The following is a 13,250-nucleotide window of genomic DNA, read 5'->3' on the forward strand; positions in this document are numbered from 1 at the left end:
ACGTCGGTATGCTCGGCGTCACAGACGTGGACGGGGCTACGGGCGTCACAGGCCGGAGACGACGCAACGGGCGTCACAGGCCAGGACGGGGCCACGCGCGTCGCAGGCCGGAACGAGGGGAGCCAGGCGGGTGCAGGACAACGCGACAGAGGTGACCGCTGCCGGGATCGCGCGGCTCGCCGGGGTCGGCCGCGCCGCCGTCAGCAACTGGCGCCGCCGCCACGCCGACTTCCCTAAACCGGTCGGCGGCACCGAGACCAGCCCCTCCTTCGCACTCGCCGAAGTCGAGGCATGGCTGCGCAACCAGGGCAAACTCGCCGAGGTCCCGCTGCGCGAACGCGTCTGGCAGCAACTCGCCGGACACCCCGAGGGCCCCGTCACCGCCCTTGTGCACGCCGGCTGTGCCCTGCTGCTCATCAACGACCGCCCCACCGACTGGCTGGAGCTGAGCGCGGGTTCCGACGAACGCCTCGCCGCGATGCTGCCCGCCGCGCTCGACCAGGTGATCACCCCGCGCTTCGGCCCGCCCCGCGAGCGCGCTGTGAACACCCCGACCGGCCCCGAGCTCCTCCCCTCCGCCCCGCTCCTGCGCGGCGCCGCCGAGCTCGCCGCCGAGCTGGGGGCGCGGCAGACGTACGAGTTCCTGCTGGGGCGGCACCTCGACAACAACCCGCGCCAGTACACGCTCACGCCCGCCGACCTCGCCACGCTGATGGCCGAGCTCGCAGGACCGGCGCGCACGGCGCTCGATCCGGCGTGCGGCACCGGCGCCCTCCTGCGCGCCGTGGCGCCCAGGCCGGACCAGGAGCTGTACGGCCAGGACAGCGCCCCCGAGCTGGCAGCCCTCTCCGCGCTGCGGCTCGCCCTGCAGGGGAAGGCCGCCGTCCGCACCGCCGCCGGGGACACCCTGCGTGCCGACGCGCACCGCACGCTCCAGGCCGACGCCGTGCTGTGCCACCCGCCGTTCAACGAGCGCAACTGGGGGCACGACGAACTCGCCTACGACGCCCGCTGGGAGTACGGCTTCCCGGCCCGTACGGAGTCCGAACTGGCGTGGGTGCAGCATGCGTTGGCCCACCTCAAGGACGGCGGCAGTGCCGTCGTGCTGATGCCTCCGGCCGCCGCCTCGCGCCGCTCGGGCCGCCGGATCCGCGCCGACCTGCTGCGCCGCGGCGCCCTGCGCGCGGTGATCGCCCTGCCGATCGGTGCGGCGCCCCCGTACAACATCCCGCTGCACATCTGGGTGCTGCGCCGTCCCGAGAAGGCGCCCGCGCAGCCCGAGTTGCTGCTCGTCGACACCGGCGCGCTGGCCACCGACAGCCGGGGCGGCCTCGACTGGCCGGCGGTGCGTACCGCGGTCCTCGACGCCTGGCGGCCCTTCGAGCGCACCGGCGGCGCGCGGGAGGAGCCGGGGTTCAGCCGTGCGGTGCCCGTCATCGAACTCCTCGACGACGACGTCGATCTGGCCCCCGCACGCCATCTGCCGCCGGCCGCCGCGGGGGGCGGTAGCGAGCAGCTCGCGAGCGTGCGCGAGCGCCTCGGCGAGACCCTGCGCCTGACCGCCGATCTCACGCCCCCCGAGGCGCAGCACGCGCAGCCCGCGCGCTGGCCCCTCATCACCGTCGGCGAACTGGCGCGCGGGGGCGCGCTTTTGCTGCGCACGGGAGGAATTGGCGCCCCCGCGCGCGTGCCGGTGCTCACCGACCACGACGTGCTCGCGGGAACCGCGCCTTCGGGAACCCTCCCCGAAGGGGAGGAGGAAGCCGTGCTGGTCGAGACGGGCGATGTCGTCGTCCCGGTGCTCGGAGGCGGCTCCATCGCGCGCGTGGTCGACGAGAACACGGCGGGCGCCGCCCTGGGGCGCAACCTCACGCTCCTGCGCCCAGATTCCGCCGCGCTAGACCCGTGGTTCCTGGCCGGCTTCCTGCGCGGCACCGCCAACAACCGCCAGGCCAGCAGCTATGCGTCCACCGCCACCCGACTGGACGTGCGCCGTCTCCAACTGCCCCGGCTGCCGCTCGACGAACAGGGCCGCTATGGCGCACGTTTCCGCGCGCTCGCCGAGTTCGAGGACGCGCTCCGGCGCGCGGGCCGGCTCGGCGAACAGCTCGTGCGTGGCATGTACGACGGGCTGACGGACGGGACGGTCGCGCCCCACTGAGGCCCCGGGGACGGGCGAAGGAGCCGCGGCGGAACGGGCGAACACGCGGCGGTGGGACGGGCGAAGTGATCAGCACGACAACGGTTCGGTACAACCCGTGACCGGTTGTCCTTGTCGGCCTATACGCTCGGACTCCGAACTCGTACGTCCGTCCCCATCAGGCCTCCAGGAGCAGCCATGCAAGGCCACGGCCAGGCGCATCCGGTGAAACCGCCACCCCCGACCGGGTGGCTGGTCTTCCTGCGCGTGTTCTTCGTGGTGATCTCGGTGTTCACCCTCGGCCTGCTCGCCTGGACGATGATGCTGCGCCTGGCGATCGTGACCCGCAAGTCGCTCGACTGGGGGCTGTTCGTGGCCGCGATCGCGGCCGAGGTGCTCAGCCTCGTCCTGCTCGCCGCGGAGCCCGGCGACGAGATCCACACCGCGGGCGGCTGGACGGGACTCGCCCTGCTCCTGGGCTCGCTCGTGATCGCGATCTCGTACTACCTCGCGGCGGACATCCGCCACTTCCACCAGCTCCGCTTCGCGGGATATGTCCCGCAGCAGCTCCCGGCGCCCGCCTACGGCTACCCGCAGCAGCAGCCGTACACCGCCACGACGGTTCCGCAGACCCAGATGCCGCAGGCCCAGATGCCGCAGACCCCGGTGCCGCCGATACCCCAGGCTCAGCCGCCCGTGCCGCCCGTGTCGTCCCCGCCGCTCCAGCGGCCCGCGCCCGCGCGGATCGACCAGGTGCGCGCCGAGCTCGACGAGCTCAGTGACTATCTCCGCAAGCACGACGGTCATCACGACGACGGCAGGGACGACAGGTGAGCGTGGCGACGGGGCGTGTGGTCGCGAATCGCTATGAACTGTCCACGCTCATCGGGCAGGGCGGCATGGGCCAGGTCTGGACGGCCTACGACCAGCGCCTCGACCGGCGTGTCGCCGTCAAGCTCCTTCGCCCCGACAAGGTCGCGGGCCAGGAGGCCGACGAGCTGCGCCGCCGCTTCGTGCGCGAGTGCCGGGTCACCGCACAGGTCGACCACCCCGGCCTGGTCACGGTCCACGACGCGGGCAGCGAGGGCGAGGAGCTGTTCCTCGTCATGCAGTACGTCGACGGGGCCGACCTCTCCGACCACCTCGCCGAACACGACCCGTACCCCTGGCAGTGGGCGGTCGCGGTCGCCGCGCAACTGTGCGCCGTGCTGAGCGCCGTGCACGCCGTGCCGATCGTCCACCGCGACCTCAAGCCGCGGAACGTGATGGTCAAGCAGGACGGCACGGTCACCGTCCTCGACCTCGGCGTCGCCTCCGTCATGGACACGGACACGACCCGGCTCACCCACACCGGTTCGCCCATCGGCTCACCCGCCTACATGGCCCCCGAGCAGGCCATGGGCGGCGCGGTCGGCCCGTACACCGACCTGTACGCACTCGGCGTGCTGCTGCACGAACTCCTCAGCGGAGACGTGCCGTTCTCCGGCTCGACGGCGCTCGGCGTGCTGCACCGCCACCTCTACGAGCCGCCGCTCCCGGTGCGCCGTCTGCGCCCCGAGGTACCGCCCGCGCTGGAGAGTCTCGTCCTGCGCCTGCTGTCCAAGGACCCGCAGCACCGGCCTGCGTCCGCGCAGGAGACGTACGAGCAACTGCTCCCGCTGCTTCCGGCGCGCGGCATGCCCACGGGCGCCCCACTGGATCCCACGCGCCCCTTCCTGCGCCCGCACGCCCCGTGGCCGGACCGGGCGCGCACACCGGCGCCCCAACCGCAGCCCGCGCCCGCCGTGGAGAAACCCGATGTCGCGGGCGCCGTCGACGAGGTCAAGCGGCTGCTCGGCGAGGGCCGCATCACGCAGGCCGTCGACATCCTCGGCTCGATCCTCCCGGCGGCCGCCGCCGAGCACGGGGAGCACTCGCCCGTTGTGCGCACCCTGCGCAAGCAGTACGCCGCCACGCTCATGGACGACGGACAGTACCGGCGCGCGCTGCCCGAGCTGCGCCGTCTCGCCGACGAACGCGCCGCCGAGGCAGGCCAGGCCGACCCGCAGTCCCTGCGCTTCCGTTACGAGGCCGCCCAGTGCCTGGAGCAACTCGGCGAACCCGCCGCGGCGCTCGCGGAGTACCGCGCGCTGCTGCCGTACTACGAGAACCAGTACGTCGCCGGAGACCCCGAGATCTCCCTGGAAGTCCGCCGCCGTATCGGTCACTTGCTGCTCGCCCTCGGCGACCGCGGAGCCGCCCACGACACGCTGGCCCGGCTGCTGCACGACGTGGAACGGCTGCGCGGACCCGGGCACCCGATGGCGGCGGAGATCCGGCGGACGCTGCAATGGCTGGGGCAGGTGCGGGGCTGACCCAAGGCCCAAGGCCCAAGGCCCAAGGTTCGGGGTCCGGGGTCCGGGGTCCGAACCTTGAGGCATCGCAAGCTTTGCGCCACCTTGGCGGATTCTTGTAGTGATCAAGGTGCGGGGTTTCCCGAACAGTGGGGGCGCGCCGGATAGGTTGCGATCCGTTTTCGTGCGCCACGCGCGCGTGCACGCCGCCCATCGCATACGCATCGAATGCGCGCGGCACGCGCGCGTGCCCCGCGCACCCGTCACTTGAACCATGGGGTGGGGATTTCATGTCCAGCCATCGGCATTCCAAGAAGCGCAGATACGTGACATGGGCCGCGGCCGGCGCCGCCGTGGTCGCCGGAGCCGGGATCGCCGCGCAGACCTCGATGGCCGCCACCACGTGGCCCGCGCAGCGGACGTTCACCGGGCGCGCCTTCGACACCTGCGCCGCGCCCTCGCTGTCCGCGATGAAGGCCTGGAACACCGGCTTCTACGGCGCCGCCGCCGTCTACGTCGGCGGCAAGAACCGCGGCTGCAGCCAGCCCAACCTGACCGCCTCCTGGGTGAAGTCGGTGAGCGCGGCCGGCTGGAAACTCATCCCGCTGTACGTCGGCGCCCAGCCGTCCTGCCAGACCGGGTCCAGCCCCGAGAAGCTCACCGCCTCCACCGCCGCCTCGCTCGGCGCCACCGACGGCGCGGACGCGGTCGCCAAGGCCTCCGCGCTCGGCATGAAGGCCGGCAGCCCGGTCTACCTGGACATGGAGGCGTACGACACCACCGACACGGCCTGCAACAACGCCGTGCTGACGTATGTGCGGGCCTTCGACAAGGCCCTGCACGCCAAGACGTACCGCACCGGGTTCTACGGCTTCACCAGCTCCAGCGCCAAGGCCATCGCGACCGCGACCGACAAGACGGACCTGCCGGGCAACCTCTGGTACGCGCTGTGGGACAAGACGAACACCACGACCACGGACTGGCCGTGGGGCTCCACCCAGTTCACCCCGCACAGCCGCGCCCACCAGTACATGGTGAACAGCAAGGAGACCCGCGGCGGTTACACGATCACCGTGGACCGGGACGCGTGGGACGCGCCGGTGGCGATCACGGGCTGACGCCCCTGTGATGCCGTTGATGCCGATGTGATGGTGCGACGGTGCCTGAAGGCTGGGCGAATCGTTGGTCGAAAGGGTGGCCGAGAGCTGGGCCACTGCCTACCATCGATCACCGCAAGACTTTGTGCACCGTCGCACAATCTCCTCGGGAGGCTTCCTTGCACCGCCGCCGTCGCACCGCGCTCGTCCTCTCCGCCGCGATCGTCGCCGCGGCCCCCCTTCTCACCGCATGCGGCGGCGAGGCGCATCCAGGCGCCGCGGCCGTCGTCGGCGGTCAGCGGATCACGGTCGCGCAGCTGGAGAGCCGGGTGAACGAGGTGCGTGCGGCGCAGCGGGCCGCCACCAAGGACGACGCCCAGTACGAGCAGGCCATCGCCAAGACCGGCAGCCTCACCCGCGACACCCTGCACGGCATGGTCCTCGACCGCGTCCTGGACCGGGCCGCGAAGAACGCGGGCGTGACCGTGACCCGCAAGGACACCCAGCAGATGCGGACGGCCCTCGAACAGCAGGCGGGCGGCGCGAAGGCGCTGGAAACGGCCTGGCTGCAGAACTACGGAGTGGCGCCGACGCGTCTCGACGGCAGCCTCCGCACCGAGATCGAGGCCCAGAAGCTGGCCGCCACGCTCGGCGCCGACATGAACACCACCGAGGGCAAGACCACGTTCTGGACCGCGATGTCCGCCGCCTCCAAGGAACTCCACGTCGACCTGAACCCGCGCTACGGCGCCTGGGACGTGCAGAAGAGCAGCCGCGTCGACGCCAAGACACCGTGGCTGCGGGAAGTCACCGCGGCGGCGACACAGCAGACGACATAACGGGGACCGGGGGCGGCGCGGGGGCTGTGGATAAACGGTTCGGCCGGGCGGCTCGCGGATAGAGTGGTACGGCTGTCCAGCCTGCCGCTTCGGCTGTCCGGGCCCCGGCTCGAGGAGCTTTGAGGCCGCGCCCACCCGCTGATCCACGGGTCGGCCACGCGGCCTGTGGATAACTTGGGGGGCTGTCGGCGGCGTGGGTTACGTTCGAGGGGTGAACGCAACCAGCAGCTTCGACGGCGACCCGACCACGACCGGCCCCGACGGCGACCCGACCGCCACCGACCCCGGCCGTATCGTCCTGCTCACCACCAGCCACCGCGTCGCACCCGGGCTGCTGTCCTGGCCCGCCTGGCAGGCGCTCCGCGACGCCGACCAGGTCCTGTGCGCGGACGGCGCACACCCGCAGCTGCCGTACCTGCGCGAGGCCGGCATCACCGTCGACGAGGCGTCCCCGTCCGCCCAGGAGCTGGTCGACGCCTGCGCCGGCGGCCGCACCCTGGTCGTCGTCGCCACCGGCGAGGGTGAGCCGCGGCTCACCGACGGCCTGGCCCGCCTGGCCGGCTCCGGCCGCATACAGATGCCGGACCTGGAGCTGCTCCCCGCCTCGTACGACCTGCCGGGCGCCCGCCTCCTCGACCTCGTCCAGGTCATGGACCGCATCCGCGTCGAATGCCCCTGGTCGTCCCAGCAGACCCACAAGGGCCTGGCCAAGTACGGCATCGAGGAGGCGTACGAACTCGTCGAGGCGATCGAGGAGGGTGACCGGGACGAGCTGCGCGAGGAACTCGGCGACGTCCTGCTCCAGGTCGTCTTCCACGCCCGCATCGCCGAGGAGGACGAGGAAGCCCCCTTCTCCATCGACGACGTGGCCGGCGCCATCGTCGCCAAGCTCATCCACCGCCACCCGCACGTCTTCGGCGAAGAGACGGCCACCACCCCCGAGGAGGTCAAGGAGCACTGGCTGCGCACGAAGGCGGAGGAGAAGCAGCGGACGTCCGTCACCGAGGGCATCCCGCTCGGCCAGCCGGGCCTCGCCCTGGCGGCCAAGCTGGCATCGCGAGTGCGTACGGCGGGACTTGAGGTGCCACTTCCGACGGGAGAGGGCGTCGGATACGAACTGCTCGCCATAGCCGCGCGCGCCGAAGCCGAGGGCGTGGACCCGGAGGCGGCACTGCGGGCGGCGGGACGGGCGTACCGGGACGCGATTCGTGCGGAGGAAGGCATCGCGGAGGAGGGCGCTGCGGAGTTGGACGCGGAGGATTGAGGGATTGAGGGATTGAGGGGCTGAGGACGGGGTGCCGGGGTTGCCTGGCGGAGGGGTGGAGGCGGAGGGCTGAGGGCGGGGCGCCTGATGGCCCGGCGGAGGAGGAGACCTGACGGTCACGGGCCGGATGCAGGGGCGGCCTGACGGGCGTGGGCCCGAGTGCGGAGGGGGCCCTGACAGGCATGGAAGTGCAGTCCGGCGGATGGGGGCGGCCTGACGGGCGTCGGCCGGAGGGCGGAGGAGGCCCTGACAGGCATGGAAGTGCAGTGCGGCGGATGGGGCGGGGGAGGCTTGACAGACGTCGTGGGCCGGAAATCCGAGCGGCAGTCATCCGACGGTCAGGGATCGGGGCCGGAGTTACGCCTGCGGGGCTCGGCTCGACGGGTTGTGCCAGGTCGGCTCGGGACGGTCGAGGAGCCATTCCGCCGTGCCCACCGGCCGGGGCCGCTCCTGAGCGGTCGGTGGCAGGGCGTCGTGGAAGATGCGCTCGGTCGGTGTGCCGAGCGTGGGGAGGGCCTCGCCGATCTCTTCGACGAGACTGGGAGGACCGGCCAGATAGACGTCGTGCTGGGTCCAGCCGGCGCGGTTGCCCAGCGCGGTCAGGAGGCGTTCGGTCGCCTGGGCCCTGGGGCGGCCGGGCGCGGGGGTGATGAAGGTGACGCCGAGCCGGGGAAGCCGGGCCTGGAGTCGCTCGACGGCGTCTCGGTCGTACAGGTAGGAGGTGTCGCGGGCGACGAGGAACAGGCGGGCCTCGTGGGTGTCGTCGAGCTGTTCCAGCAGCGCCTTCACGGGTGCCCAACCCGTGCCGGCCGCGATGAGGGTGAGGGGCCGTTCCGTGGGGGTGCGCAGGATCAGCCCGCCGCCGGGCGCGCCCAGCCGCAGGACGTCGCCCTCCCGGGTCTGCCGGACGAGGGCGGTGGAGAGCACGCCGTTCTCGACCCGGCTGATGTGCAGGTCGACGGTGTGGTCGGCGCGGGGGGCGTTGGCCAGCGAGTACGGGCGCCAAATGCCTGGGAGATGGGGGACGTTGACGGTGACGTACTGGCCGGGGGAGTAGTGGAGTCGGCTGTGTGGGCGCAGGGTCAGTACGACGAGGTCGTCGCCGTGCCGGGTCCGGGCGGTGACCTCGGCGTCCCACCAGGGCGGTTCGCCCTCGTGCTGCGACTCCCAGGCGCCCTGCAGCATCACGTTCGTGATCGCCCCGTATGCCTCGACCCAGGTCTTCTCGACCTCCGCGTTCCACGCCGACCCCGCGACGACGGCGAACGCGGCGATCAGACTCGCCCCCACGGCGGCGTAGTGCTCCGGCTCCGCCAGATATTTGCGGTGGTCCCGCCCGAGTTCCCGTAAATACCCCGGCAACCGTGGGTCCTCCAGCCGCTCCATCACATACGTGAGTGCCGCGAACAGTCTGTCCCGCTGCCGCTCCATGTCCTCCGGGAAGTCCAGCGGAAACAGCCCGCGGACATCCGGGTTGTGCCGGAACAGGTGCGAGTAGAAGTACTTGACCGCGAACTCGGCCCGTCTCTCGACGACCGCGAAGCTGGATCTGAGTATTTCGGGGTCCACTGCGTGAATGTATGGAGTTTTCGAGCCGCGAGGTCAAACAGCAGACGATTTATGGACAGCCTGGGGTGAAGTGTGCGGGGCTCGGCGAGGGCCCCTGCCGAGCACCGTCGCCTCAGGGCGTTCGGTCGGCAAGGGGGCGTGATGGAAGGGGAGTTGGCGGGGTCGGCGGCCACGGGAGCGAGGGTCATCACCGAGGTGGTGAAGGGGGAGGGCCGGGAGAAGGGCGGGGAGCGTTCGCGTCGCTCATGATGCGGAGGCTGTCCCGTGCGGAGGCTGCCCGATGCGCAGGCTGTCCGATGCGCGGGCTGGCCGATGGGGAGCTGGGGTGACTCGGGGCTTCGAGTACCTCCGGATACCGTCAAGGAGTGACCGAGCATCAGCCCTCCGCCGCCCCCGCCCCCGAACTCTTCACCTGGGAGTTCGCCACCGACCCCTACCCGGCGTACGCCTGGCTCCGCGAGCACGCCCCCGTGCACAAGACGCGCCTCCCCAGCGGGGTGGAGGCCTGGCTCGTCACCCGGTACGCGGACGCCAAGCAGGCGCTCGCCGACCAGCGGCTGTCCAAGAACCCCGCCCACCACGACGAACCCGCCCACGCGAAGGGGAAGACGGGTATCCCGGGCGAGCGCAAAGCCGAGCTGATGACGCATCTGCTGAATATCGATCCGCCGGATCACACGAGGCTCCGACGGCTCGTCTCCAAGGCCTTCACTCCCCGGCGCGTGGCCGAGTTCGCACCGCGCGTGCAGGAACTCACCGACCACCTCATCGACCAGTTCGCCGACAAGGGCTCCGCCGACCTCATCCACGACTTCGCGTTCCCGCTCCCCATCTACGCCATCTGCGATCTGCTCGGCGTCCCGCGCGAGGACCAGGACGACTTCCGGGACTGGGCGGGGATGATGATCCGGCACGGGGGAGGGCCCCGAGGAGGCGTCGCGCGGTCCGTCAAGAAGATGCGCGGCTATCTCGCCGAGCTGATCCACCGGAAGCGGGAAGCGCTGTCCGAGCACCCCACCCCCGGCGAAGACCTCATCTCCGGGCTCATCCGCGCCTCGGACCACGGCGAGCACCTCACCGAGAACGAGGCGGCCGCCATGGCGTTCATCCTTCTCTTCGCCGGCTTCGAGACCACGGTCAACCTGATCGGGAACGGCACGTACGCCCTCCTCACCCACCCCGAGCAGCGCGCACGCCTCCAGGCCTCGCTCGCCGCCAAGGACACCGGACTCCTCGAAACCGGCGTCGAGGAACTCCTCCGCTACGACGGCCCCGTCGAACTGGCGACCTGGCGGTTCGCGACCGAGGTCGTGCGGATCGGCGGGCAGGACATCGCGCCCGGCGACCCCGTCCTCGTCGTACTGGCGGCTGCGGACCGTGACCCCGAGCGGTTCGAGCAGCCGGACACGCTCGACCTCTCGCGGCGTGACAATCAGCACCTCGGGTACGGCCACGGCATCCACTACTGTCTCGGCGCGCCGCTCGCCCGTCTGGAGGGGCAGACCGCGCTCGCCACGCTGCTCACCCGTCTCCCCGATCTCCAACTCGCGGGAGATTCTGCCGATTTGCGCTGGCGCGGCGGGCTCATTATGCGTGGATTGCGCACGCTTCCCGTGGAGTTCACACCAGGTCGGTAGGCATGCCGGACGACGGCTGTCGGGTGTGCCGGGCAACGGGCGTCCACCTGCGAAAAGGTGACGGTCCCTCAACTCCGTGATCTTCACGTGATCTGTGCTGCATCGACTTGTGACAAGCGTTCGAGTGCGGATACGTTCGATCACCAACGCGGCCCGCCTATCGCAGTGGCCGCTGTTGTCACTTGCTGTCACGCGAAAGGCTTCCGCATGCTCTCCGGGAACGGCCGTCATCGTCGCCCGCGTCAGGCCCCGGCTCTCATCGTTGCCGCGGGGGTGACCGGATCGGCGATCGCGATCCCGTTGCTCGGCGCCACCAGTGCGAGCGCGGCCGACGGCACCACCTGGGACCGGGTCGCGGAGTGCGAGAGCGCGGGATCGTGGAGCGCGAACGACGGGAACGGGTACTACGGCGGCCTGCAGTTGACCCAGGAGAACTGGGAGTCGTACGGCGGCACCCGGTATGCCCCGAGCGCCGACCAGGCCAGCCGCTCGCAGCAGATAGCCATCGCCGAGAAGATCCTCGACGACCAGGGCCTTGCCGCCTGGCCCACCTGCGGACCGCTTTCCGGGCTCAGCAAGAACTCGGGCTCCGTCGAGGTCGACACGGGCGTGGCGGACGACTCGTCGAGTTCCTCCGGCTCCTCGGACTCCTCCGACTCTTCCAGCTCCTCGGACTCGTCCGGTTTGGCGGACTCATCTCCCTCATCCGGTTCGTCTGACTCCTCCGATTCATCTGATTCATCTGATTCATCCTCGTCTTCCAGTGCCTCCTCGGACAAGGCCGAGAACACGACGAAGTCCGACACCTCCTCCAGCGACAGTGATTCACAGGATTCCGACAGCTCGGATACGGATACGGCGAAGAGTGACGACCCGGACAAGTCCGGGCAGAACGACGAGTCTTCGAGTGCGTCCGACAGTGCGACGAGTGGCGCGGGGCGTCACCGTGGCGACACCGCCGATGAGGGTGCGGCGGAGGGCGTGACCGACGGCCGTACGGACAGCGCTTCCGGGCGGCATGCCTCGCGTGGCTCCAGCGCCTCGCGCGACGCCGCCGACGGCTCGTACGTCGTCCGCACCGGAGACAGTCTCTGGACGATCGCCGACGCCCTTGACCTCGAAGGCGGATGGGCCGAGCTGTACGCCGAGAACAAGAAGACGGTCGGCACCGATCCCGACCTCATCGTGCCCGGTCAGAGCCTTGCAGTTGGTGCCGAATCGGGCGAAAAGTAGCGGGAGTTCGCGTCACGGTTCGCTGTGGAATGTCCGGTTTGGCGAGAGTGAGACATGAGTCTCAGAAGCCCTGATCGTCTTTGAAATTCCGGGTATCGACTGCTTACGGTCGTGACCGCTCGCCACAGCGGGCCCCGACGGTTGCAACGCCGAATCCTGCCAACGGCCGTACGGGAACAGTCGTCGCGTCAAGCGCCGTAGGCAGGAGCGGGGGACCCAAGGTAAGCGCCGCGCCCGGTAGTTCACCGGGAGCGGCTTGGGGTGAAGCCGTACGTCCGACGTCGTGAAGACGGGGGCCGTACGACCGGGCACTCACCCGCCCGAACCCGACAGCTCACCTCGCAGGCGTCGGTGAGGGGATCACTCCATGCTGTTTTCCAGCAAGGGCAAGCACCGCCGCCCGTTCAAGGCCGCCCGTGTCGCCACGCTCGCCGGCGTCACCGGTGTCGCCATCGCCGCCCCGCTGATGGCGGCCGGCAACGCCTCCGCGGCGACCGCGTCCGAGTGGGACGCCGTCGCCCAGTGCGAGTCCGGCGGCAACTGGTCCATCAACACCGGCAACGGCTACTACGGCGGCCTGCAGTTCTCGGCCTCCACCTGGGCGGCGTACGGTGGCACCGCCTACGCCTCCACCGCCAACCTGGCGTCCAAGTCCGAGCAGATCACCATCGGTGAGAAGGTCCTCGCCGCGCAGGGCAAGGGTGCCTGGCCGACCTGTGGCACGGGCCTGTCCAGCGCCGCGTACACCGGTGGGACGACCTCCAGCTCGTCCAGTGCCTCGACCACCCCGTCGAGCACCGCCACCTCCACCACCCGGACGACGGAGCAGCCCGCTTCCCGTTCCGCGGAGCGCCCGGCCGCCGCGAAGACCGTCACCACCCCGACCGGCAAGAAGGTCAAGAAGGGTGACGGCGAGTACAAGGTCGTCAAGGGTGACTCCCTCAGCTCGATCGCCGAGAAGAAGCACGTCAAGGGCGGCTGGCAGAAGCTGTTCAAGCTGAACAAGGACATCGTCGACGACGCCGACTTCATCTACCCGGGTCAGCAGCTTCACCTGAGCTGACAACGGGTCGCGGCTGCCGCCTGCCGCCTGCCGACGGCTCTCGGCGGAGAGCTGACAACGGGCTCGCAGCTGAAC

General features: G+C 70.9%; 10 protein-coding genes and 1 riboswitch. Of the genes, 9 read left to right on the forward strand and 1 reads right to left on the reverse strand.

The features are described from left to right. The first annotated feature begins 130 nt into the window (after nucleotides 1–130). The 6 genes from OIC96_RS28570 to OIC96_RS28595 all read left to right on the forward strand — a co-directional run bounded on the left by OIC96_RS28570 (nucleotide 131) and on the right by OIC96_RS28595 (nucleotide 7,673). Nucleotides 131–2,161, forward strand: coding sequence for an N-6 DNA methylase (locus OIC96_RS28570; RefSeq protein WP_330305098.1), 2,031 nt, complete (start codon nucleotides 131–133; stop codon nucleotides 2,159–2,161). A 177-nt stretch (nucleotides 2,162–2,338) separates the two neighbouring features. After that, entirely contained in the window at nucleotides 2,339–2,974 is a 636-nt protein-coding gene (locus OIC96_RS28575; RefSeq protein ID WP_330305097.1) for a hypothetical protein, read from the forward strand. 38 nt (nucleotides 2,975–3,012) lie between these two features. Beyond that, nucleotides 3,013–4,494 (forward strand): serine/threonine-protein kinase, encoded by a 1,482-nt coding sequence (locus tag OIC96_RS28580; protein WP_327435058.1) that lies wholly within the window; start codon nucleotides 3,013–3,015, stop codon nucleotides 4,492–4,494. Between the two features lie 269 nt (nucleotides 4,495–4,763). Then, nucleotides 4,764–5,591 (forward strand): glycoside hydrolase domain-containing protein, encoded by an 828-nt coding sequence (locus tag OIC96_RS28585; RefSeq protein WP_330305096.1) that lies wholly within the window; start codon nucleotides 4,764–4,766, stop codon nucleotides 5,589–5,591. Nucleotides 5,592–5,749: 158 nt separating this feature from the next. Beyond that, the gene (locus OIC96_RS28590) at nucleotides 5,750–6,409 is read left to right on the forward strand and encodes a SurA N-terminal domain-containing protein (protein ID WP_330305095.1); all 660 of its coding nucleotides are present in this window, start codon (nucleotides 5,750–5,752) and stop codon (nucleotides 6,407–6,409) included. Between the two features lie 211 nt (nucleotides 6,410–6,620). Next, nucleotides 6,621–7,673 (forward strand): nucleoside triphosphate pyrophosphohydrolase, encoded by a 1,053-nt coding sequence (locus OIC96_RS28595; protein ID WP_406501716.1) that lies wholly within the window; start codon nucleotides 6,621–6,623, stop codon nucleotides 7,671–7,673. A 357-nt stretch (nucleotides 7,674–8,030) separates the two neighbouring features. Here OIC96_RS28595 and OIC96_RS28600 read toward each other — a convergent pair whose 3' ends face one another. Beyond that, on the reverse strand, nucleotides 8,031–9,242 hold the full coding sequence (locus OIC96_RS28600; RefSeq protein ID WP_330305094.1) for a globin domain-containing protein: 1,212 nt from the start codon (nucleotides 9,240–9,242) through the stop codon (nucleotides 8,031–8,033). Nucleotides 9,243–9,607: 365 nt separating this feature from the next. On the opposite strand from OIC96_RS28600, the gene OIC96_RS28605 reads away from it, so the two are divergent. The 3 genes from OIC96_RS28605 (at nucleotide 9,608) to OIC96_RS28615 (ending at nucleotide 13,175) form a co-directional block, all read left to right on the forward strand. Beyond that, complete coding sequence (locus OIC96_RS28605) at nucleotides 9,608–10,879, forward strand: cytochrome P450 family protein (protein ID WP_330305093.1); 1,272 nt, start codon at nucleotides 9,608–9,610, stop codon at nucleotides 10,877–10,879. A 207-nt stretch (nucleotides 10,880–11,086) separates the two neighbouring features. Next, nucleotides 11,087–12,112, forward strand: coding sequence for a LysM peptidoglycan-binding domain-containing protein (locus OIC96_RS28610; RefSeq protein WP_330305092.1), 1,026 nt, complete (start codon nucleotides 11,087–11,089; stop codon nucleotides 12,110–12,112). A 183-nt stretch (nucleotides 12,113–12,295) separates the two neighbouring features. After that, nucleotides 12,296–12,475: riboswitch (cyclic di-AMP (ydaO/yuaA leader) on the forward strand. Nucleotides 12,476–12,479: 4 nt separating this feature from the next. Then, nucleotides 12,480–13,175 carry a transglycosylase family protein gene (locus tag OIC96_RS28615; RefSeq protein WP_330305091.1) on the forward strand — a complete coding sequence of 232 codons (696 nt, stop codon included), beginning with the start codon at nucleotides 12,480–12,482 and terminating at the stop codon, nucleotides 13,173–13,175. Nucleotides 13,176–13,250 lie beyond the last annotated feature (75 nt).

Origin of the sequence: Streptomyces sp. NBC_00775, assembly GCF_036347135.1 — a bacterium.
Lineage (GTDB): Bacteria > Actinomycetota > Actinomycetes > Streptomycetales > Streptomycetaceae > Streptomyces > Streptomyces lutosisoli.

Bases quoted from the DNA above. Each gene is read 5' to 3' on its own strand.
- OIC96_RS28575 (WP_330305097.1), top strand. From the start codon at position 2,339: ATGCAAGGCCACGGCCAGGCGCATCCGGTGAAACCGCCACCCCCGACC.
- OIC96_RS28585 (WP_330305096.1), top strand. From the start codon at position 4,764: ATGTCCAGCCATCGGCATTCCAAGAAGCGCAGATACGTGACATGGGCC.
- OIC96_RS28610 (WP_330305092.1), top strand. From the start codon at position 11,087: ATGCTCTCCGGGAACGGCCGTCATCGTCGCCCGCGTCAGGCCCCGGCT.
- OIC96_RS28615 (WP_330305091.1), top strand. From the start codon at position 12,480: ATGCTGTTTTCCAGCAAGGGCAAGCACCGCCGCCCGTTCAAGGCCGCC.